This window comes from Anoxybacillus sp. FSL W8-0382 (assembly GCF_038003845.1).
GTDB classification, from domain to species: Bacteria; Bacillota; Bacilli; order Bacillales; family Anoxybacillaceae; genus Anoxybacillus; species Anoxybacillus flavithermus_G.
Window position 1 is genome coordinate 110,303 of record NZ_JBBOPX010000001.1, and the last position, 21,363, is coordinate 131,665.

21 protein-coding genes and 2 other annotated features (1 of these 23 running past the window's edge) are annotated in these 21,363 nt (G+C 42.3%); all 21 genes read left to right on the top strand.

From position 1 onward, the window contains the following. Positions 1 to 107: a binding site (T-box leader), on the top strand (it extends 113 nt beyond the left edge of the window). A 53-nt stretch (positions 108 to 160) separates the two neighbouring features. Further along, the gene (gene cysE / locus NSS60_RS00565; RefSeq protein ID WP_004888627.1) at positions 161 to 826 is read left to right on the top strand and encodes a serine O-acetyltransferase; all 666 of its coding nucleotides are present in this window, start codon (positions 161 to 163) and stop codon (positions 824 to 826) included. Then, complete coding sequence (gene cysS / locus NSS60_RS00570; RefSeq protein ID WP_004888629.1) at positions 807 to 2,204, top strand: cysteine--tRNA ligase; 1,398 nt, start codon at positions 807 to 809, stop codon at positions 2,202 to 2,204. The genes cysE and cysS overlap by 20 nt, the downstream gene beginning before the upstream one ends. Before the next feature lie 4 nt (positions 2,205 to 2,208). Next, the gene (locus NSS60_RS00575; protein ID WP_004888631.1) at positions 2,209 to 2,634 is read left to right on the top strand and encodes a Mini-ribonuclease 3; all 426 of its coding nucleotides are present in this window, start codon (positions 2,209 to 2,211) and stop codon (positions 2,632 to 2,634) included. A 2-nt stretch (positions 2,635 to 2,636) separates the two neighbouring features. Continuing rightward, the gene (gene rlmB, locus NSS60_RS00580; protein ID WP_004888633.1) at positions 2,637 to 3,374 is read left to right on the top strand and encodes a 23S rRNA (guanosine(2251)-2'-O)-methyltransferase RlmB; all 738 of its coding nucleotides are present in this window, start codon (positions 2,637 to 2,639) and stop codon (positions 3,372 to 3,374) included. Position 3,375: 1 nt separating this feature from the next. After that, positions 3,376 to 3,885 carry an NYN domain-containing protein gene (locus NSS60_RS00585; protein ID WP_004888634.1) on the top strand — a complete coding sequence of 170 codons (510 nt, stop codon included), beginning with the start codon at positions 3,376 to 3,378 and terminating at the stop codon, positions 3,883 to 3,885. Between the two features lie 67 nt (positions 3,886 to 3,952). Beyond that, positions 3,953 to 4,603 carry an RNA polymerase sporulation sigma factor SigH gene (gene sigH / locus NSS60_RS00590; RefSeq protein WP_004888635.1) on the top strand — a complete coding sequence of 217 codons (651 nt, stop codon included), beginning with the start codon at positions 3,953 to 3,955 and terminating at the stop codon, positions 4,601 to 4,603. Between the two features lie 63 nt (positions 4,604 to 4,666). Then, entirely contained in the window at positions 4,667 to 4,816 is a 150-nt protein-coding gene (gene rpmG / locus NSS60_RS00595) for a 50S ribosomal protein L33 (protein WP_004888636.1), read from the top strand. A gap of 32 nt (positions 4,817 to 4,848) precedes the next feature. Continuing rightward, positions 4,849 to 5,031, top strand: a complete 183-nt coding sequence (gene secE, locus NSS60_RS00600) for a preprotein translocase subunit SecE (protein WP_004888640.1) — start codon at positions 4,849 to 4,851, stop codon at positions 5,029 to 5,031. A 119-nt stretch (positions 5,032 to 5,150) separates the two neighbouring features. Further along, on the top strand, positions 5,151 to 5,684 hold the full coding sequence (nusG, locus tag NSS60_RS00605; RefSeq protein ID WP_004888641.1) for a transcription termination/antitermination protein NusG: 534 nt from the start codon (positions 5,151 to 5,153) through the stop codon (positions 5,682 to 5,684). A gap of 151 nt (positions 5,685 to 5,835) precedes the next feature. Then, on the top strand, positions 5,836 to 6,261 hold the full coding sequence (gene rplK / locus NSS60_RS00610; RefSeq protein WP_003397643.1) for a 50S ribosomal protein L11: 426 nt from the start codon (positions 5,836 to 5,838) through the stop codon (positions 6,259 to 6,261). 103 nt (positions 6,262 to 6,364) lie between these two features. Beyond that, positions 6,365 to 7,066, top strand: a complete 702-nt coding sequence (gene rplA / locus NSS60_RS00615) for a 50S ribosomal protein L1 (RefSeq protein ID WP_004888645.1) — start codon at positions 6,365 to 6,367, stop codon at positions 7,064 to 7,066. 52 nt (positions 7,067 to 7,118) lie between these two features. Further along, positions 7,119 to 7,264, top strand: a sequence feature (ribosomal protein L10 leader region). A 42-nt stretch (positions 7,265 to 7,306) separates the two neighbouring features. Continuing rightward, on the top strand, positions 7,307 to 7,807 hold the full coding sequence (rplJ, locus tag NSS60_RS00620; RefSeq protein WP_004888648.1) for a 50S ribosomal protein L10: 501 nt from the start codon (positions 7,307 to 7,309) through the stop codon (positions 7,805 to 7,807). A 45-nt stretch (positions 7,808 to 7,852) separates the two neighbouring features. Continuing rightward, entirely contained in the window at positions 7,853 to 8,218 is a 366-nt protein-coding gene (rplL, locus tag NSS60_RS00625; protein ID WP_003397647.1) for a 50S ribosomal protein L7/L12, read from the top strand. Positions 8,219 to 8,305: 87 nt separating this feature from the next. Next, positions 8,306 to 8,905 (top strand): class I SAM-dependent methyltransferase, encoded by a 600-nt coding sequence (locus tag NSS60_RS00630; protein WP_004888651.1) that lies wholly within the window; start codon positions 8,306 to 8,308, stop codon positions 8,903 to 8,905. Between the two features lie 207 nt (positions 8,906 to 9,112). Further along, a complete protein-coding gene (gene rpoB / locus NSS60_RS00635) occupies positions 9,113 to 12,673 on the top strand; it encodes a DNA-directed RNA polymerase subunit beta (protein WP_004888653.1) in 3,561 nt (1,186 codons plus the stop codon). A gap of 49 nt (positions 12,674 to 12,722) precedes the next feature. Further along, the gene (gene rpoC, locus NSS60_RS00640) at positions 12,723 to 16,322 is read left to right on the top strand and encodes a DNA-directed RNA polymerase subunit beta' (RefSeq protein ID WP_004888655.1); all 3,600 of its coding nucleotides are present in this window, start codon (positions 12,723 to 12,725) and stop codon (positions 16,320 to 16,322) included. 122 nt (positions 16,323 to 16,444) lie between these two features. Beyond that, a complete protein-coding gene (locus NSS60_RS00645; protein ID WP_004888656.1) occupies positions 16,445 to 16,693 on the top strand; it encodes a 50S ribosomal protein L7ae-like protein in 249 nt (82 codons plus the stop codon). 102 nt (positions 16,694 to 16,795) lie between these two features. After that, a complete protein-coding gene (gene rpsL, locus NSS60_RS00650; RefSeq protein ID WP_003397652.1) occupies positions 16,796 to 17,218 on the top strand; it encodes a 30S ribosomal protein S12 in 423 nt (140 codons plus the stop codon). Positions 17,219 to 17,262: 44 nt separating this feature from the next. Continuing rightward, positions 17,263 to 17,733, top strand: coding sequence for a 30S ribosomal protein S7 (rpsG, locus tag NSS60_RS00655; protein WP_004888658.1), 471 nt, complete (start codon positions 17,263 to 17,265; stop codon positions 17,731 to 17,733). A gap of 134 nt (positions 17,734 to 17,867) precedes the next feature. Next, positions 17,868 to 19,946 (top strand): elongation factor G, encoded by a 2,079-nt coding sequence (gene fusA, locus NSS60_RS00660; protein ID WP_004888659.1) that lies wholly within the window; start codon positions 17,868 to 17,870, stop codon positions 19,944 to 19,946. A gap of 127 nt (positions 19,947 to 20,073) precedes the next feature. Next, entirely contained in the window at positions 20,074 to 21,261 is a 1,188-nt protein-coding gene (tuf, locus tag NSS60_RS00665; RefSeq protein WP_004888661.1) for an elongation factor Tu, read from the top strand. The last annotated feature ends 102 nt before the right edge of the window (positions 21,262 to 21,363 follow it).

Genomic DNA, 21,363 nt, shown 5'->3' on the forward strand with positions numbered 1-21,363 from the left:
AACCAGAGACGTTCTGCAGTAGAATGGAGCGGATCCCCTTCCGTTATAAGGGCAAGAGTGAGCCTTCGGCTAAACAGAGTGGAACCGCGCAACCAAGCGTCTCTGTGTCATTGTACACAGGGACGTTTTTTATTTGAAAAATAACAAAGGGGGGAGCAATATGTTTAAAACATTAAAAGAAGATATTGAAGTTATTTTCGAACAAGATCCGGCAGCAAGAAGTTGTTTAGAGGTTATTTTGACGTACTCAGGTTTACATGCCATTTGGGCACATCGTATTGCCCACGCGCTTTATAAGCGAAAATTTTATTTTTTAGCGCGCCTCATTTCGCAAATTAGTCGCTTTTTTACGGGTATTGAAATTCATCCCGGCGCAAAGATCGGTCGGCGCTTTTTCATCGATCATGGTATGGGAGTTGTCATTGGAGAAACGTGCGAAATTGGTGATAACGTGACAGTGTATCAAGGCGTCACACTTGGAGGAACAGGGAAAGAAAAAGGAAAGCGTCATCCGACCATTAAAGATAATTGTTTGATTGCGACTGGTGCCAAAGTGCTTGGTTCCATTACTATTGGAGAAAACAGTAAAATTGGAGCCGGATCGGTCGTGTTGAAAGATGTGCCACCGAACTCAACAGTCGTTGGAATTCCAGGTCGCGTTGTTGTGCAAAATGGCGTGCGTGTGAATAAAGATTTAAATCATTGTGATTTACCGGATCCGATTGCAGATCGTTTTAAAGAGTTAGAAGCAGAAATCGAGCAACTAAAAACACAATTAGAAGAACTAAAGAAAGGAACGGTGAACCATGAGCATTCAAGTGTATAATACGTTGACGAGAAAAAAAGAACCGTTTATCCCGTTAGAGCCAAATAAAGTGAAAATGTACGTATGTGGTCCAACAGTATACAACTACATTCATATTGGAAACGCTCGCCCAGCTATCGTATTCGATACGATTCGCCGCTACTTACAATTTCGTGGCTATGAAGTGCAATACGTCTCGAATTTCACGGATGTAGACGATAAATTGATTCGAGCAGCAAGGGAATTAGGTGAAGATGTACCGACCATTGCAGAACGGTTTATTGAGGCGTACTTTGAAGATATTACAGCACTCGGTTGCAAAAAAGCGGACGTCCATCCGCGTGTCACCGAAAACATTGATACAATTATTCAATTTATTGAACAACTGATCGAAAAAGGATATGCGTATGAAGTTGATGGTGATGTATATTACCGAACGCGCCGTTTCTCTGATTATGGGAAGCTATCGCATCAATCGATTGATGAATTAAAATCAGGTGCTCGTATTGAAGTAGGAGAGAAAAAAGAAGACCCTCTTGATTTTGCTTTATGGAAAGCGGCAAAAGAAGGAGAAATTTATTGGGATAGTCCATGGGGGAAAGGTCGTCCGGGCTGGCATATCGAATGCTCCGCGATGGCACGTAAATATTTAGGGGATACGATTGATATTCATGCTGGGGGACAAGATTTAACGTTCCCGCACCACGAAAATGAAATTGCCCAATCTGAGGCGTTAACAGGAAAGCCTTTTGCGAAATATTGGTTGCATAACGGCTACATTAATATCGATAATGAAAAGATGTCAAAATCGCTTGGGAACTTTATTTTAGTGCACGATATTATTAAGCAAGTTGATCCGCAAGTGCTACGTTTCTTTATGCTTTCGGTTCATTATCGCCATCCGATCAACTATAGCCAACCGTTGCTTGAAAGTGCAAGAAGCGGGTTGGAGCGCTTAAAGACTGCATATGCGAACTTAAAACACCGTTTAGAAAGTAGCACGAATTTAACGACAAACGATGAACAATGGCTAGCAAAAATTGAGGAATTAAGAAACGAGTTTATTCGCGAAATGGATGATGATTTTAATACAGCGAACGGGATCGCTGTGCTGTTTGAACTAGCAAAACAAGCGAATGTATATTTGATGGAGAAGCATACGTCGCAAGCGGTTATTCAGAAGTTTTTACGACAATTCGAACAGCTTTTTGATGTGCTTGGTCTTTCACTGCAACAAGATGAGTTGCTTGATGAAGAAATTGAAGCGCTTATCCAACAGCGAATTGAAGCGCGAAAAAATCGCGACTTCGCTTTAGCTGACCGCATTCGCGATGAATTAAAAGCGAAAAACATCATTTTAGAAGATACACCGCAAGGAACGAGATGGAGAAGAGGATAAAACGATGTTGCATTTGTTTAACAAAATGAAAGATTTTCAGCAGTTAAACGGTTTAACGTTAGCCTACATTGGTGATGCTGTATACGAATTATTCGTACGGCATCACCTTCTGACCTTAGGAAAAGTAAAACCAAACGATTTACACAATTTAGCAAAAACGTACGTTTGTGCGAAGGCGCAGGCGAAAGTATTACAATGGTTGCTCAATCATAACCAACTTTCTGAGCAAGAAATGGCTATTGTTCGAAGAGGTCGTAATGCAAAATCAGGGAGTACCCCGAAAAATACAGATGTACAAACGTACCGTCAAAGTACAGGGCTCGAAGCATTAATCGGTTACCATTTTTTGAGCGGAAATGAAGAACGACTTCATCAATTAATGCAGTTGGCGTTACATGTACATCAAAACGATGAGGAAAGGAGGAAGTAATGATGGATCTCATTATTGGTAAAAACCCGGTGTTAGAAGCATTAAAATCTGGACGAGAAATGAATAAAATATGGATTGCTGAAGGCTCACAACGTGGTCAAATGCAATCGATCATTCAGCTCGCAAAAGAGATGGGTATTACGGTACAATATGTTCCTAAAAAAAAGATGGATCAATTAAGTGACGGCAATCATCAAGGGGTCATTGCGCAAGTTGCTGCATACCGATACTATGACATAGATGATTTATTTAAAAAGGCAGAAGAAAGAGAAGAAGCACCGTTTTTTATTATTTTGGATGAGCTTGAAGACCCACACAATTTAGGATCGATTATGCGAACAGCTGATGCGGTAGGTGCCCATGGTATTATTATTCCGAAACGGCGTTCGGTCGGTTTAACCGCAACGGTAGCGAAAGCGTCAACCGGTGCGATTGAATATGTGCCTGTTGCGCGTGTAACGAACTTAGCGCGGACGGTTGATGAATTGAAAGAGCGGGGCGTTTGGATTTTTGGAACGGATGCAAAAGGAACTCAAGATTATCGTCAACTTGATGGAGTCATTCCGTTAGCCTTAATTATCGGTAGTGAAGGGAAAGGAATAAGCCGTTTATTACGAGATAAATGCGATGTGCTCGTTCGTTTGCCGATGATAGGACATGTCACATCGTTAAATGCCTCGGTTGCGGCGAGCTTGTTAATGTATGAGGTGTACCGAAAGCGACATCCATTAGGTGAGTAAAATGGATATTTTAATCGTTGATGGCTACAACATCATCGGTGCCTGGCCAGAACTGCGCGAGTTGCGCGATACAGATTTATCGTTAGCGCGCGACCGACTTGTCGAGAAAATGGCGGAATATCAAGCATTTACCGGTTGTAAAGTCATTATTGTTTTCGATGCACACCTCGTACAAGGAACAACAAAAAAATATGTCGATCATCAAGTAGAGGTCATTTTTACAAAGGAAAACGAAACGGCTGATGAGCATATCGAGAAATTAGCGAAATCGCTCCAGCAAGTTCGGACAAAAGTATACGTCGCTACATCAGACTACACGGAACAATGGGCAATTTTCGGTCAAGGGGCGTTGCGCAAATCAGCCCGAGAATTATTGATTGAAGTAGATGCGGTGCAGCGAAATATTTCAACGAACGTCAAGCACATTCAACAAAAAAAGCCGATGTCAAAAATTCCTCTCACAGACGAAGTCGCAAAAATTTTCGAAAAATGGCGAAGAGGGGAAAAATGAACGATTGACCCTGTAAAAAAATGTACTGTATAATACTTTTATCCATGTGCAGGGCGGGGGGATCGGCGTGAGCGCAAATGCAAACAAAAAACAACAAAGCCGTTACGAACAATTAGAAGATGAAATGATTGTAGAACTCGTACATCAAGGTGATAGTGAGGCGCTTGATTACTTAATTCATAAGTATAAAAATTTTGTTCGAGCGAAAGCACGTTCATATTTTTTAGTCGGTGCAGATCGCGAAGATATTGTGCAAGAAGGAATGATCGGGCTATATAAAGCGATCCGGGATTTCAAAGAAGACAAGCAATCTTCATTTAAGGCGTTTGCAGAGTTATGCATTACTCGCCAAATGATTACAGCTATTAAGATGGCTACGCGCCAAAAACACATTCCTCTCAATTGTTACGTTTCATTGGACAAGCCAATTTACGAAGATGATTCTGCCCGTACATTGATGGACGTTCTTTCGGGAACGAAAATAACAAACCCCGAAGAACTAATTATTAATAGAGAAGAGTTCAATCACATTGAAGAAAAGATGACCGAGCTACTCAGCGATTTAGAAAGAAAAGTGCTTCTCCTTTATTTAGAAGGTCGATCATATCAAGAAATTTCGGAAGAACTCAATCGTCATGTCAAATCGATTGACAATGCCTTGCAACGCGTGAAACGCAAACTAGAAAAGTATGTAGAAATTCAAGGAATTCGTTTATAATATTGACATAAAAAAATATTGTATGATACAGTCTTTAAGACGCAGTGTATCGGAGGAAAACGTATGCGCAAAAAAGTGATTTTAGCGTGTAGTCAATGTTTAAGCCGAAACTATACAACGATGAAAAATATAGCTCATTACGATGAGCGGCTAGAGATGAAAAAGTTTTGTAAAACATGCCATACGCATACGATTCACCGTGAAACGAAGTAAGTTGATGATCCCGAGATGTTGGAGGGTTTTCTATGCAACGAGTAACGAAGTTTTTCCGCGAAGTTGTTCGCGAGATGAAAAAAGTCAGCTGGCCAAAACGAAAAGAACTAGTGAACTATACAATTACCGTTCTGGCGACGGTGGCGTTTTTTACTGTATTTTTTGCTGTTGTTGATTTAGGAATTTCAGAGTTAGTTCGTCTTATACTTGAATAGTGGTCGTATATCCATGGTATAATGAAAGATAACAAACAAGAAATAAAGCCCGGTGACGGGTTTTTATTTTGCCTAAAAAAGATTTGTTTAGGGAGGGAAGGACGATATCGTCCCATCAAATGGAAAAGAATTGGTATGTTATTCATACGTATTCGGGTTATGAAAACAAGGTAAAAACAAACTTAGAAAAACGTGTTGAGTCGATGGGCATGCAAGATAAAATTTTTCGCGTCGTTGTGCCTGAGGAGGAAGAAACAGACACAAAAGGTGGCAAAAAGAAAGTTGTCAAAAAGAAAGTTTTTCCAGGTTACGTCCTTGTTGAAATGATTATGACAGACGATTCTTGGTATGTCGTTCGTAATACTCCAGGGGTAACAGGGTTCGTTGGTTCAGCTGGTGCCGGATCTAAACCGACGCCGCTTCTTGAAGAAGAAGTTTCCGCGATTTTAAAACGGATGGGCGTTGATTTAATTGATTTGGATTTTGATTTTGAATTAAATGAAGCAGTTCGTATTAAAGAAGGTCCATTTGCGAATTTTGTTGGAACGATCCAAGAAATCGAAATGGATAAGCAAAAAGTAACTGTGCTCGTTGACATGTTCGGGCGTGAAACACCAGTAGAGCTTGACTTTTCGCAAATTGAAAAAATATAATAGTAAACAACTTGCAAATGAGCAAGAAAAGTGATAATATTTTAAGGTCAGTATGTCTCAATCATTGAGACGAATGCGATGATTGTTTTTATATATGGAGTGGGAGGGAACATCCCTAATACCACATCACGGACTTAAGGAGGTGTGTCTCGTGGCTAAAAAAGTAATTAAAGTTGTCAAATTGCAAATTCCTGCAGGGAAAGCGAATCCAGCACCACCAGTCGGTCCAGCATTAGGTCAAGCTGGTGTTAACATCATGGGATTCTGTAAAGAATTCAACGCTCGTACAGCTGATCAAGCAGGTTTAATTATTCCTGTTGAAATTACGGTATATGAAGACCGTTCATTTACATTTATTACGAAAACTCCACCTGCTGCTGTATTACTTAAAAAAGCGGCTGGTATCGAGTCTGGTTCTGGTGAGCCAAACCGTAATAAAGTGGCAACAGTAAAGCGCGACAAAGTGCGCGAGATTGCTGAAACAAAAATGCCAGACTTAAACGCGGCGAGCATTGAAGCAGCTATGCGCATGATCGAAGGAACAGCGCGCAGCATGGGTATCGTCATCGAAGACTAATGAAGATCTGGCTGGAGAAGGTTGCGGAAGCGAACTATATAGTTTTCGCAACCTTTATTCGTGGGAGGTCTTTCCGTTAAAACCACAAAAGGAGGAAATGAACATGCCGAAAAGAGGAAAACGTTACTTAGAGGCAGCGAAGTTGATTGATCGCTCAAAAGCATACGCTGTGCAAGAGGCGATCGAATTAGTGAAAAAGACAAACGTTGCAAAATTTGATGCAACAGTAGAGGTTGCTTTCCGTTTAGGAGTTGACCCGAAGAAAGCGGATCAACAAATTCGCGGTGCGGTTGTATTACCACACGGTACAGGTAAAGTACGCCGCGTATTAGTGCTTGCAAAAGGTGAAAAAGCGAAAGAAGCAGAAGCAGCAGGTGCAGATTATGTAGGTGATACAGATTACATCAACAAAATTCAACAAGGTTGGTTTGAGTTCGATGTGATCGTTGCAACTCCTGATATGATGGGTGAGGTAGGTAAAATCGGTCGTATTTTAGGACCAAAAGGTTTAATGCCAAACCCTAAAACAGGAACAGTTACATTTGACGTGGCGAAAGCGGTTAATGAAATTAAAGCTGGTAAAGTAGAATACCGCGTTGACAAAGCAGGAAACATCCACGTGCCGATCGGTAAAGTATCATTTGATACTGAAAAATTGGTAGAAAACTTCGCAACAATCTATGAGACAATCTTAAAAGTGAAGCCAGCAGCGGCGAAGGGCACATACGTGAAAAACGTAACAGTCGCTTCAACAATGGGACCTGGCGTAAAAGTAGATCCTTCTACAGTTGCTGTTTCTAACTAATTATAGATATTGACTTTTTAGAAACGCTTTAGTATACTATTCATTGTTTGAAAAACGAATATCATTTGTACCGTAGACAGTAGGTGCCTCATATAGGCTTAATTTCCTACCGAGGTGTTGAGACTCATAAATAAGTGCATCTTGCACTTTTCGGGGGCCTCCATGTCTGCGTTGACATGGAGGTTTTTTATTGAACGGTATAAGTGGTGTCGAAACTCAACTTCTACAGGAGGTGTTGACATGAGCAGCGTACTTGAACAAAAGCAGCAGCTAGTAGCGGAGATTGCTGAAAAGCTTCGCGCGAGCAAATCAACGATCATTGTTGATTATCGCGGCTTAAATGTCGCTCAAGTTACAGAGCTTCGTAAGCAACTTCGCGAAGCGGGCATCGAGTTCAAAGTGTACAAAAATACATTAACTCGTCGTGCTGTTGCTGAGTTAGGATTAGAAGGTTTGGATGAAACATTAACAGGTCCGAATGCGATTGCATTCAGCAATGATGATGTCGTTGCTCCTGCAAAAATTTTAAACGAATTCGCGAAAAAGAACGAAGCGTTAAAAATTAAAGCAGGTATCATCGAAGGTAACGTAGCGACACTTGAAGAAGTTAAGGCGCTTGCAGAGCTCCCATCTCGCGAAGGCTTGCTCTCTATGTTGCTTAGCGTTCTTCAAGCACCAATCCGCAACTTTGCGCTTGTTACAAAAGCGGTTGCTGAGAAGAAAGAAGAACAGGGCGCTTAATTTTCAAATTGCCTAAAACTAAAATATTAAGGAGGAAGATCGATCATGACTAAAGAACAAATCATTGAAGCGGTTAAAAATATGACTGTTTTAGAATTAAACGACTTAGTAAAAGCAATCGAAGAAGAATTTGGTGTAACTGCTGCTGCTCCTGTAGTAGTTGCTGGTGGTGCTGCTGCTGGTGCTGCTGCTGAAGAAAAAACTGAATTCGACGTTATCCTTGCAGATGGCGGCGCGCAAAAAATCAAAGTTATCAAAGTTGTACGCGAACTTACTGGTCTTGGCTTAAAAGAAGCAAAAGACTTAGTAGACAACACTCCAAAGCCAGTTAAAGAAGGCGTTTCTAAAGAAGAGGCTGAAGAAATCAAAGCGAAACTTGAAGAAGCTGGCGCGAAAGTTGAAATTAAGTAATAAAGTAAAGAAGCTCGCTCAAAACGGCGAGCTTCTTTGTGTTTTTATGTGCATTCGTTTACAATAAAGGAAAGAGAGGTGAGAGTGATGGGTGATCACTACTATACGGAGCGACCTGTGGTAGAAAGTAAGCCGTTTCAATGGGCGTATATGTTACGAGGTCATCAGTTTTTATTTACCGTTGATCAAGGTGTGTTTTCAAAAAAAGAAGTCGATTTCGGTTCCCGACTACTAATTGAAACATTCGTGGAACCAAATGTGAGTGGAAATATTCTTGATGTTGGTTGTGGATACGGGCCAATCGGTTTGGCGCTAGCGAAAGATTTTCCTCATCGAATGGTACATATGATCGATGTAAATGAGCGAGCGATTGAATTGGCTAAGAAAAACAAACAGCAAAATGACATTGAAAATGCTGAGATTTACATAAGCAACTTATTTGATCGAGTAGAAGGGAAGTTTGCTGCAATTGTGACAAACCCGCCGATTCGTGCAGGAAAAGCAGTCGTTCATTCCATTTTCGAGCAAAGTGCGAACTACTTGCTTTCTGGTGGTCAACTATGGGTTGTCATTCAAAAGAAACAAGGTGCCCCATCCGCTTTGGAAAAGTTAAAAACGATTTTTGATGAAGTTGATGTTGTGGAAAAGAAAAAAGGTTACTTTATTATTCGAGCAAAAAACGCTTGACGCTCGATTTTCAGTATGATACCATTATAAAATGCTAAATGTGTATTTTTTTTAGTTTACGTATGCTGTGTATGTATGTATAATTTTAGTTTTAAAGGAAAAACTTATAAAATATATAATAGGTCAAACATGTGGTTTTCTTATAAGAAACCATTTCTTTTTTGTCTGATGACAAGTTATTAATGTTTGATTTGAGGGGTGAATCAGTTGACAGGTCAACTAGTTCAATACGGACGACACCGCCAACGAAGAAGTTATGCGCGCATTAGTGAAGTGTTAGAACTACCAAACTTAATCGAAATTCAAACTTCTTCTTACCAGTGGTTTCTCGACGAAGGATTGCGTGAAATGTTTCAAGATATTTCACCGATCGAAGATTTTACAGGGAATTTGTCACTAGAATTTATTGATTACAGCTTAGGAGAACCAAAGTACTCTGTCGAAGAGTCAAAAGAACGCGACGTTACATACGCAGCACCGCTTCGGGTGAAAGTACGCCTAATCAATAAAGAAACAGGTGAAGTAAAGGAACAAGATGTATTTATGGGAGATTTCCCGTTAATGACAGAAACAGGCACGTTCATTATTAATGGTGCTGAACGCGTTATCGTTTCTCAGCTTGTTCGTTCACCGAGCGTATATTATAGCGGAAAAGTAGATAAAAACGGAAAACGTGGCTTTACAGCTACCGTTATTCCAAACCGCGGTGCATGGCTTGAATATGAAACAGATGCAAAAGACGTTGTGTACGTTCGCATTGATCGTACGCGTAAATTGCCCGTGACCGTGTTATTGCGAGCGTTAGGTTTTGGTTCAGACCAAGAGATTGTCGATTTACTTGGTGATAACGAGTATATTCGTAATACGTTAGAAAAAGATAACACAGAAAGTACAGAAAAAGCGTTGCTTGAAATTTACGAACGGTTACGTCCAGGGGAGCCGCCTACCGTTGAAAACGCAAAAAGCTTGCTCATCTCTCGTTTCTTTGATCCAAAACGATACGATTTAGCAAGCGTTGGTCGTTATAAAATTAACAAAAAGCTCCATATTAAAAACCGTTTATTCGGTCAACGTTTAGCAGAAACGCTCGTTCATCCAGAAACGGGTGAAGTGATTGCTGAAAAAGGAACGGTTCTTGATCGGAGAACGCTCGACCGCATTTTACCTGAGCTCGAAAAAGGGATCGGTATACGTAAATACCAACCGCTTGGGGGCGTTGTCGAAGATGAGTTTGCTTTGCAAGCAATCAAAATTTATGCTCCAAACGATCCAGATGGCGAAAAAGTCATCACAGTCATTAGTAATGGGTATATTCCAGAAACAGTAAAACATATTACACCTGCAGATATTATTGCATCTATTAGCTACTTCTTTAACTTATTGCATGGCGTCGGCGATACAGACGATATCGACCATTTAGGAAATCGTCGACTTCGTTCTGTCGGGGAGTTGCTGCAAAATCAGTTCCGGATCGGTCTTTCGCGCATGGAGCGCGTCGTTCGTGAACGGATGTCCATTCAAGATACAAACACAATTACACCACAGCAACTCATTAATATTCGTCCGGTCATTGCGGCTATTAAAGAATTTTTCGGAAGCTCGCAGTTGTCGCAATTCATGGATCAAACGAACCCACTGGCCGAATTGACACATAAACGTCGTCTTTCTGCGCTTGGTCCGGGCGGTTTAACGCGTGAACGTGCTGGTTTTGAAGTGCGTGACGTTCACTATTCACACTATGGTCGCATGTGTCCGATCGAAACGCCAGAAGGTCCGAACATCGGATTAATTAACTCGCTTTCGACATACGCAAAAGTGAATAAATTTGGCTTTATTGAAACACCTTATCGTCGTGTTGATCCTGAGACAGGAAAAGTAACGGATCAAATTGATTATTTAACAGCGGATGAAGAAGACAATTACGTTGTGGCTCAAGCAAACGTTCTGATTGCGGAAGATGGGACGTTTTTAGAAGAGAACGTTGTTGCTCGTTTCCGCGGTGAAAACATTGTCGTTAAACGTGATCGTGTCGATTATGTAGACGTTTCACCAAAGCAAGTCGTATCCGTAGCTACAGCGTGTATCCCATTTTTAGAAAACGATGACTCCAACCGTGCACTTATGGGTGCGAACATGCAACGTCAGGCTGTTCCACTTATGCAACCGGAAGCTCCAATCGTTGGTACAGGAATGGAGTATGTGGCAGCGAAAGACTCTGGTGCTGCAGTCATTTGTAAGCATCGCGGAATTGTTGAGCGAGTCGAAGCGAAAGAAATTTGGGTACGCCGTTTAATCGAAGTCGATGGAAAAGAAGTCAAAGGTGACTTAGATAAATATCGTCTGTTGAAGTTTGTTCGTTCAAACCAAGGAACGTGCTACAATCAACGCCCGATTGTTAAAGCTGGTGACATTGTAGAGAAAGGTGAAATTTTAGCTGACGGTCCATCGATGGAAAAAGGCGAGTTAGCACTTGGTCGCAACGTGCTTGTTGCGTTCATGACATGGGATGGATACAACTACGAGGACGCGATTATTATGAGCGAGCGTCTCGTGAAAGACGATGTGTATACATCGATTCATATCGAGGAATACGAATCTGAAGCGCGCGATACAAAGCTCGGTCCGGAAGAAATTACGCGCGATATTCCAAACGTTGGTGAAGATGCGCTTCGTAACTTAGATGAACGCGGTATTGTCCGCATCGGTGCAGAAGTAAAAGATGGAGACTTGCTTGTTGGTAAAGTTACTCCAAAAGGTGTTACGGAGTTAACTGCAGAAGAGCGCCTATTACATGCTATCTTTGGCGAGAAAGCACGTGAAGTTCGAGATACATCTTTACGCGTACCACATGGTGGGGGCGGAATCGTTCTTGATGTCAAAGTGTTTACTCGCGAAGACGGCGATGAGTTGCCGCCAGGTGTAAACCAACTTGTCCGTGTATACATTGTACAAAAACGGAAAATTTCCGAAGGTGACAAAATGGCAGGACGCCATGGGAATAAAGGGGTTATTTCTCGTATTTTACCTGAAGAAGATATGCCGTTTTTACCAGATGGCACACCAGTTGACATCATGTTAAACCCATTAGGCGTACCTTCGCGTATGAACATCGGGCAAGTGCTTGAGCTGCATCTTGGAATGGCGGCGAGAAAGTTGGGTCTTCATGTCGCTTCGCCTGTATTTGACGGTGCTCGTGAAGAGGATGTATGGGCAACGTTAGAAGAGGCGGGAATGGCACGCGATGCGAAAACCGTTCTATACGACGGACGGACTGGAGAAGCGTTTGACAACCGTGTTTCTGTCGGTATTATGTACATGATTAAGCTTGCGCACATGGTTGACGATAAACTGCATGCTCGTTCGACAGGTCCGTACTCACTTGTTACGCAACAACCGCTTGGCGGAAAAGCGCAGTTTGGTGGTCAACGTTTCGGTGAGATGGAAGTATGGGCGCTTGAAGCATACGGTGCAGCTTATACGTTGCAGGAAATTTTAACTGTCAAATCAGATGATGTCGTTGGTCGCGTGAAAACATACGAGGCGATTGTGAAAGGCGAAAACGTTCCAGAACCAGGCGTTCCTGAATCGTTCAAAGTGTTAATTAAAGAGCTACAAAGCTTGGGTATGGACGTCACAGTTTTATCAAGTGATGAAAAAGAAATTAGTATGGAAAACTTTGGGGAAGATGATGACGTTCAACCAGTTGACATCATCCCACCTACAGATGAGTCAGCCAAAGAAGATGACGGCGTTGTTGTAAAAGAATAGCGTGTTGACATAAGGGTAAAACCTGGATACTAAAAGGGAGGTAGGCCCCTTGTTAGATGTGAATAAGTTTGAATATATGAAGATCGGACTCGCTTCACCCGAGAAAATTCGTTCTTGGTCGTATGGTGAAGTTAAAAAACCAGAAACGATTAACTATCGAACATTAAAACCAGAAAAAGATGGACTGTTTTGCGAACGCATTTTTGGTCCGACGAAAGACTGGGAATGTCATTGTGGAAAATATAAGCGCGTTCGTTATAAAGGTGTCGTTTGTGACCGATGCGGTGTCGAAGTCACACGTGCAAAAGTTCGCCGTGAGCGCATGGGTCATATTGAACTAGCAGCCCCTGTTTCACATATTTGGTACTTTAAAGGAATTCCTAGCCGCATGGGACTTGTCTTAGACATGTCCCCTCGCGCGCTAGAGGAAGTCATTTACTTTGCATCTTACGTTGTGACGGATCCAGGCGATACGCCGTTAGAAAAGAAGCAATTGCTTTCTGAAAAAGAATATCGCGCGTATCGCGAGAAGTACGGAAATTCGTTTCAAGCTTCAATGGGTGCGGAAGCGATTAAAAAATTGTTACAAGACATCGATCTTGAAAAAGAGGTAGAAACGTTAAAAGAGGAATTGAAGACAGCACAAGGACAACGTCGTGCTCGTACGATCAAACGTCTTGAAGTGCTTGAAGCGTTCCGTAACTCTGGTAACGATCCTTCCTGGATGATTTTAGATGTACTACCGGTTATTCCGCCTGAGTTGCGCCCGATGGTACAGTTAGACGGTGGTCGTTTTGCGACATCGGACTTGAACGATTTATATCGTCGTGTCATTAATCGAAACAACCGTTTAAAACGTCTATTAGATCTTGGGGCGCCGAACATTATCGTTCAAAACGAGAAACGGATGCTTCAAGAGGCGGTTGATGCGTTAATTGATAACGGTCGCCGTGGCCGTCCGGTTACAGGCCCAGGAAACCGTCCGTTGAAGTCGCTTTCCCATATGTTAAAAGGAAAGCAAGGTCGTTTTCGTCAAAACTTGCTCGGTAAGCGCGTTGACTACTCTGGTCGTTCCGTTATCGTTGTCGGTCCGAACTTGAAAATGTATCAATGCGGATTACCGAAAGAAATGGCGCTTGAGTTGTTTAAACCGTTCGTTATGAAAGAATTAGTAGAGCGTGGCTTAGCACATAACATTAAAAGTGCGAAGCGAAAAATTGAGCGCGTCCACCCAGAAGTTTGGGATGTTTTAGAATCTGTCATCAAAGAGCATCCGGTGTTATTAAACCGCGCACCGACCCTTCACCGTCTCGGTATTCAAGCTTTCGAACCGACGCTTGTAGAAGGGCGTGCGATTCGATTACATCCACTTGTATGTACGGCATACAACGCCGACTTCGACGGTGACCAAATGGCTGTGCACGTACCACTTTCAGCAGAAGCACAGGCGGAAGCACGTCTACTTATGCTTGCGGCACAAAACATTTTGAACCCGAAAGACGGAAAGCCAGTCGTTACGCCTTCACAAGACATGGTTTTAGGAAACTACTACTTAACGATGGAACGAGAAGGTGCAATTGGAGAAGGAATGGTCTTTAAAGATACGGACGAAGCGCTGTTAGCTTACCATAATGGCTATGTTCATTTGCATACACGCATCGCCGTTCATGCCGGTTCGTTGAAAAACGAAACGTTTACAGAAGAGCAAAATAATAAGTTGCTGATCACGACAGTTGGAAAGTTAATCTTCAATGAGATTTTGCCGAAGTCATTCCCATATATTAATGAGCCGACGCAAGAGAACATTGAAGAACGAACGCCGGATAAGTATTTCTTAGATAAAGGTGTGAACGTGAAAGAAGAAATCCGTAAGCTCGAACTCGTTCCACCATTTAAGAAAAAAATTCTTGGTAACATCATCGCGGAAGTGTTTAAACGTTTCAAAATTACAGAAACATCTAAAATGCTTGACCGCATGAAAGATCTTGGCTTTAAGTACTCAACAAAAGCCGGTATTACAATTGGTGTCGCGGACATTGTTGTCTTGCCTGAAAAACAAGAAATTTTAGAAGAAGCACAAGCAAAAGTTGACACGGTATTAAAACAATTTAGACGCGGTTTAATTACTGATGAAGAACGTTATGAGCGTGTTATTTCGATTTGGAGTGCGGCGAAAGATAAAATTCAAGGTCGCTTAATGGAATCGCTTGATAAACGAAATCCAATTTTCATGATGAGTGACTCTGGAGCCCGTGGTAACGCATCGAACTTTACGCAACTTGCTGGTATGCGTGGATTAATGGCAAACCCAGCTGGACGTATTATCGAGCTTCCGATTAAATCTTCATTCCGCGAAGGTTTAACGGTACTTGAGTACTTCATTTCAACACACGGTGCGCGTAAAGGTCTTGCGGACACAGCGTTAAAAACAGCGGACTCTGGTTATTTAACACGTCGTCTCGTTGACGTTGCACAAGACGTCATTATTCGCGAAGACGACTGCGGCACAGATCGTGGTACGTTAATTCGTGCATTAAAAGATGGTACGGAAGTGATCGTGAAGCTTGAAGATCGTCTCATTGGACGTTATGCACGAAAAACGGTAAAACATCCAGAAACAGGCGAAGTGCTTGTGCGTGAAAACGAAATGATCACAGAAGACATCGCAAACGCCATTGTCAAAGCGGGTATTGAAGAAGTGTGGATTCGTTCTGCATTTACATGTAATACGCGACACGGTGTATGTAAAAAATGTTACGGACGCAACTTGGCAACAGGTGCGGAAGTTGAAGTTGGTGAAGCGGTCGGTATTATCGCAGCCCAATCGATCGGTGAACCAGGTACACAGCTCACGATGCGTACGTTCCATACTGGTGGGGTAGCAGGAGACGATATTACGCAAGGTTTACCGCGTGTACAAGAGTTGTTTGAAGCGCGTAATCCAAAAGGTCAAGCCGTCATTTCAGAAATTGATGGTGTTGTTGTGGCGATTAACGAAACGCGTGACCGTCAACGTGAAATTGTTATTCAAGGCGAAGTCGAGACACGTACGTATACAGCTCCTTACAGCGCTCGCTTGAAAGTGCAAGAAGGACAGAAAGTTGAGCGTGGTCAAGAACTAACAGAAGGCTCAATTGACCCGAAAGAGTTGTTGAGAGTCAAAGACATGAATGCTGTACAAGAATACTTGTTGCGTGAAGTACAAAAAGTATACCGCATGCAAGGGGTAGAAATTAGCGATAAACATATTGAAGTCATGGTTCGCCAAATGCTTCGTAAAGTTCGCGTCATCGATGCAGGCGATACAGACTTGTTGCCAGGTACACTACTTGACATCCATCAATTTACGGATGCGAATACAAAAGTATTGATGGAGGGTAAACGTCCGGCGACAGCTCGTCCGGTGCTACTCGGAATTACGAAAGCATCGCTTGAAACAGATTCGTTCTTGTCTGCAGCTTCATTCCAAGAGACGACACGTGTCTTAACGGATGCAGCAATTAAAGGAAAACGTGACGAATTACTTGGATTAAAAGAAAACGTCATTATCGGTAAACTTGTTCCGGCGGGAACAGGTATGGCTCGTTACCGCAAAGTAAAGCCGATAATTAAAACAGCAAAAGACGAAGACGCTGTTACAACGAAATAATGATGAACCTATTGCTAGCATCGTTTGCTAGCAATAGGTCAAAAAATAGTTGACACAGCACGCAGAAAGTGATAGCATAATAAAGGTGTTCCGAAAACCTGTCACTTTGGAGGATATGTTACATGTCTTATGAAAAAGTCGCACAGGCGAAACAGATTATTGTAGGAACGAAACAAACAGTACGAGCTCTGAAAGATGGAAAGGTACATGAGATCGTGATTGCTGAAGATGCGGATGTAGCAATTATCGATAAAGTGCTAGAAGCAGCAAGAGAGGCAAATGTACCTGTTTGTAAAGTGGACTCGATGAAAAAGCTCGGGAAAGCATGTAAAATCGATGTAGGAGCGGCTGCTGTTGCGATCATTCGTTAAAAACTGTTTTTGTGGGTTTACTACAAAAACTTTGTTTTTGCATAAAAATGAGCCACCTGGATGTGTGGGCTTGAATTTGATTGTGAAGGGAGGAAATTTACCATGCCTACAATTAACCAGCTTGTACGTAAAGGTCGTACAAAAAAGGTAGTGAAATCTAAATCACCTGCGTTAAATAAAGGGTATAACAGCTTCAAAAAAGTTCAAACAACTGTTTACTCTCCGCAAAAACGTGGAGTATGTACACGTGTAGGTACAATGACACCAAAGAAGCCAAACTCTGCGCTTCGTAAATATGCCCGTGTACGTCTATCTAACGGTATCGAGGTAACTGCTTATATCCCAGGTATCGGTCATAACTTACAAGAACACAGCGTTGTATTAATTCGCGGTGGACGTGTAAAAGACTTACCAGGGGTACGTTACCACATCGTTCGCGGTGCTTTAGATACAGCTGGTGTGGCAAACCGTATGCAAGGTCGTTCAAAATACGGTGCGAAAAAACCAAAAGCAGCTAAGAAATAACATTTATCATTTCTCGCTGATTTTCACTGAAAGGAGGAAAAACTATGCCACGTAAAGGTCCGGTTCCTAAACGAGATGTGTTACCAGATCCAATTTACAACTCAAAGCTAGTTACACGTTTAATCAATAAAATTATGATTGACGGTAAAAAAGGTAAAGCACAAAAAATTCTTTACACAGCGTTCGATATTATTCGTGAACGCACAGGTAAAGATCCAATGGAAGTGTTTGAGCAAGCGTTGAAAAATGTTATGCCAGTTCTTGAAGTTCGCGCACGCCGTGTTGGTGGTGCAAACTATCAAGTTCCTGTTGAGGTGCGTCCAGAACGCCGCACAACATTAGGTCTTCGTTGGCTTGTGAACTACGCTCGTCTTCGTGGAGAAAAAACGATGGAAGAGCGTTTAGCAAATGAAATTATGGATGCTGCTAACAACACAGGTGCAGCTGTGAAAAAACGCGAAGATACACACAAAATGGCAGAAGCAAACAAAGCGTTTGCACACTATCGTTGGTAATTTTTTCGTTAAATTAAGAATAGGTGAGAGCGATGCGGTTGAAACTAAAAAAGCATGCCCATCGCTCATTCGCCTATATTCCTGTATGCAAAATAAATTACGACACTTCATTTAAGGAAGGAGAAAAAATCCATATGGCAAGACAGTTCTCCTTGGAAAACACTCGCAATATTGGAATCATGGCCCATATTGACGCCGGTAAAACAACAACAACAGAACGTATCCTTTTCTACACAGGACGCGTTCATAAAATCGGTGAAGTTCATGAGGGCGCAGCAACGATGGACTGGATGGAGCAAGAACAAGAGCGCGGAATTACCATCACATCCGCAGCAACAACAGCTCAATGGAAAGGCCATCGTATTAACATCATCGATACACCTGGACACGTCGACTTCACAGTAGAAGTTGAACGTTCATTGCGCGTATTAGACGGTGCAGTGGCGGTATTAGACGCACAATCAGGTGTAGAACCGCAAACAGAAACAGTATGGCGCCAAGCGACTACATACGGTGTTCCACGTATCGTTTTCGTAAACAAAATGGACAAGATTGGCGCAGACTTCTTATACTCTGTAAAAACGCTTCATGACCGTTTACAAGCGAATGCGCACCCTGTCCAATTACCAATTGGTGCAGAAGATCAATTCACAGGCATCATTGACCTTGTTGAAATGTGCGCATACCACTATCACGATGAGTTAGGAAAAAACATCGAGCGCATCGAGATTCCTGAAGACTATCGTGATATGGCTGAAGAATATCGCGGAAAATTAATTGAAGCAGTTGCAGAGCTTGATGAAGAATTAATGATGAAATATTTAGAAGGGGAAGAAATTACAAAAGAAGAATTAAAAGCTGCGATTCGTAAAGCGACAGTTTCTGTTCAATTCTTCCCTGTATTCTGTGGTTCTGCATTCAAAAACAAAGGCGTTCAATTAATGCTTGATGGGGTTGTTGACTACTTACCATCGCCAGTCGACATTCCTGCGATTAAAGGAACTGTTCCTGATACAGAAGAAGAAACAGTTCGCGAAGCGCGCGACGATGCTCCTTTTGCAGCGTTAGCGTTCAAAATTATGACAGATCCTTACGTTGGTAAGTTGACGTTCTTCCGCGTATACTCTGGCACATTAAACTCTGGTTCTTACGTGTTGAACTCAACAAAACGTAAGCGTGAACGTATCGGTCGTATTCTACAAATGCACGCAAACCACCGTGAAGAAATTGCACAAGTTTACGCAGGTGACATTGCGGCAGCTGTAGGTTTAAAAGATACAACAACTGGTGATACATTGTGTGATGAAAAAGACCCAGTCATCCTAGAGTCTATGCAATTCCCAGAGCCAGTTATTCAAATCGCGATCGAACCGAAGTCAAAAGCTGACCAAGATAAGATGAGCACAGCATTACAAAAACTTCAAGAAGAAGACCCAACATTCCGTGCATGGACAGACCAAGAAACAGGTCAAACAATCATCGCGGGTATGGGTGAGCTTCACCTTGACATCATCGTTGACCGTATGCGTCGCGAGTTTAAGGTAGAAGCAAACGTTGGTGCTCCACAAGTTGCATACCGTGAAACATTCCGTAAATCTGCACAAGTTGAAGGAAAATTTGTGCGCCAGTCTGGTGGTCGCGGTCAATACGGTCACGTTTGGATCGAGTTCTCACCAAACGAAGAAGGAAAAGGCTTCGAATTCGAAAACGCGATTGTTGGTGGGGTTGTTCCAAAAGAATACATCCCTGCAATTCAAGCAGGTCTTGAAGATGCAATGCAAAACGGTGTTCTTGCTGGATACCCAGTTGTTGATATTAAAGCGAAATTATTCGACGGTTCTTACCACGATGTTGACTCAAGCGAAATGGCGTTCAAAATCGCTGCTTCTATGGCGTTGAAAAACGCAGCATCAAAATGTGATCCTGTGTTGCTTGAGCCGATCATGAAAGTAGAAGTCATCGTCCCTGAAGAATATTTAGGTGACATCATGGGTGACATCACTTCTCGTCGTGGTCGCGTCGAAGGTATGGAAGCTCGCGGTAACGCACAAGTTGTTCGCGCGATGGTTCCACTTTCTGAAATGTTTGGATACGCAACTTCATTGCGTTCAAATACACAAGGTCGCGGAACATTCACAATGGTATTCGACCATTATGAAGAAGTTCCGAAAAGCATTGCCGAGGAAATCATCAAAAAAAATAAAGGTGAATAATTGATTTTCTAGCATTGTTCAAGTATAAATACTTATGTAAGACTTGGAAGTGGACGTGCCTGTGCACTTTCACTTCCGAGCATTCTATATTCTATACTTAATAAAAAACACTAAGGAGGATATTATAATGGCTAAAGAGAAATTCGAACGTACGAAACCACACGTCAACATTGGTACAATCGGCCACGTTGACCATGGTAAAACAACTTTAACAGCTGCAATCACAACAGTTCTTGCGAAACAAGGTAAAGCACAAGCACGCGCATATGACCAAATCGACGCTGCTCCAGAAGAGCGTGAGCGCGGAATTACAATCTCAACTGCACACGTTGAGTACGAAACTGACAACCGTCACTATGCACACGTTGACTGCCCAGGTCACGCTGACTACGTGAAAAACATGATCACAGGTGCTGCGCAAATGGACGGCGCGATCCTTGTTGTATCTGCTGCTGACGGTCCAATGCCACAAACTCGTGAGCACATTCTTCTTTCTCGCCAAGTAGGTGTACCTTACATCGTTGTATTCTTAAACAAATGCGACATGGTAGACGATGAAGAACTTTTAGAGCTTGTTGAAATGGAAGTTCGCGATTTATTATCTGAATACGACTTCCCTGGAGACGAAGTTCCTGTAATTAAAGGTTCTGCGTTAAAAGCACTTGAGGGAGATCCAGCTTGGGAAGAAAAAATCATTGAGCTTATGAACGCTGTTGATGAGTACATCCCAACTCCACAACGCGAAATCGATAAACCGTTCATGATGCCAGTTGAGGACGTATTCTCAATCACTGGTCGTGGTACAGTTGCTACTGGTCGCGTTGAGCGCGGTATCTTAAAAGTTGGTGACCAAGTAGAGATCATCGGTCTTTCTGAAGAGCCAAAAGCAACAACTGTTACAGGTGTTGAAATGTTCCGTAAGCTTCTTGACCAAGCTGAAGCTGGTGACAACATCGGTGCACTTCTTCGCGGTGTTTCTCGTGACGAAGTACAACGCGGTCAAGTATTAGCAAAACCAGGAACAATCACTCCACACACAAAATTTAAAGCGCAAGTTTACGTGTTAACAAAAGAAGAAGGTGGACGTCATACTCCTTTCTTCTCTAACTACCGTCCACAATTCTACTTCCGTACAACGGACGTAACAGGTATCATCCAACTTCCAGAAGGCGTTGAGATGGTAATGCCTGGCGACAACATCGAAATGACAGTAGAATTAATCGCGCCAATCGCGATCGAAGAAGGTACAAAATTCTCGATCCGCGAAGGTGGACGTACAGTAGGTGCAGGTTCTGTATCTGAAATCATCGAGTAATCGATGGAAGTGGTCTAGCGGTCAGCTAGACCACTTATTTTTTTGCTCCATTGAAAATGCATGACGAAATATGTATAATAGGAAAGGCAGTTTGTGAAGAAA

Coding starts and splice junctions, on each gene's coding strand:
- cysE (WP_004888627.1), top strand. CDS start 161: ATGTTTAAAACATTAAAAGAAGATATTGAAGTTATTTTCGAACAAGAT.
- cysS (WP_004888629.1), top strand. CDS start 807: ATGAGCATTCAAGTGTATAATACGTTGACGAGAAAAAAAGAACCGTTT.
- NSS60_RS00575 (WP_004888631.1), top strand. CDS start 2,209: ATGTTGCATTTGTTTAACAAAATGAAAGATTTTCAGCAGTTAAACGGT.
- rlmB (WP_004888633.1), top strand. CDS start 2,637: ATGGATCTCATTATTGGTAAAAACCCGGTGTTAGAAGCATTAAAATCT.
- NSS60_RS00585 (WP_004888634.1), top strand. CDS start 3,376: ATGGATATTTTAATCGTTGATGGCTACAACATCATCGGTGCCTGGCCA.
- rpmG (WP_004888636.1), top strand. CDS start 4,667: ATGCGCAAAAAAGTGATTTTAGCGTGTAGTCAATGTTTAAGCCGAAAC.
- secE (WP_004888640.1), top strand. CDS start 4,849: ATGCAACGAGTAACGAAGTTTTTCCGCGAAGTTGTTCGCGAGATGAAA.
- nusG (WP_004888641.1), top strand. CDS start 5,151: ATGGAAAAGAATTGGTATGTTATTCATACGTATTCGGGTTATGAAAAC.
- rplA (WP_004888645.1), top strand. CDS start 6,365: ATGCCGAAAAGAGGAAAACGTTACTTAGAGGCAGCGAAGTTGATTGAT.
- rplJ (WP_004888648.1), top strand. CDS start 7,307: ATGAGCAGCGTACTTGAACAAAAGCAGCAGCTAGTAGCGGAGATTGCT.
- rplL (WP_003397647.1), top strand. CDS start 7,853: ATGACTAAAGAACAAATCATTGAAGCGGTTAAAAATATGACTGTTTTA.
- NSS60_RS00630 (WP_004888651.1), top strand. CDS start 8,306: ATGGGTGATCACTACTATACGGAGCGACCTGTGGTAGAAAGTAAGCCG.
- NSS60_RS00645 (WP_004888656.1), top strand. CDS start 16,445: ATGTCTTATGAAAAAGTCGCACAGGCGAAACAGATTATTGTAGGAACG.
- rpsL (WP_003397652.1), top strand. CDS start 16,796: ATGCCTACAATTAACCAGCTTGTACGTAAAGGTCGTACAAAAAAGGTA.
- rpsG (WP_004888658.1), top strand. CDS start 17,263: ATGCCACGTAAAGGTCCGGTTCCTAAACGAGATGTGTTACCAGATCCA.
- fusA (WP_004888659.1), top strand. CDS start 17,868: ATGGCAAGACAGTTCTCCTTGGAAAACACTCGCAATATTGGAATCATG.
- tuf (WP_004888661.1), top strand. CDS start 20,074: ATGGCTAAAGAGAAATTCGAACGTACGAAACCACACGTCAACATTGGT.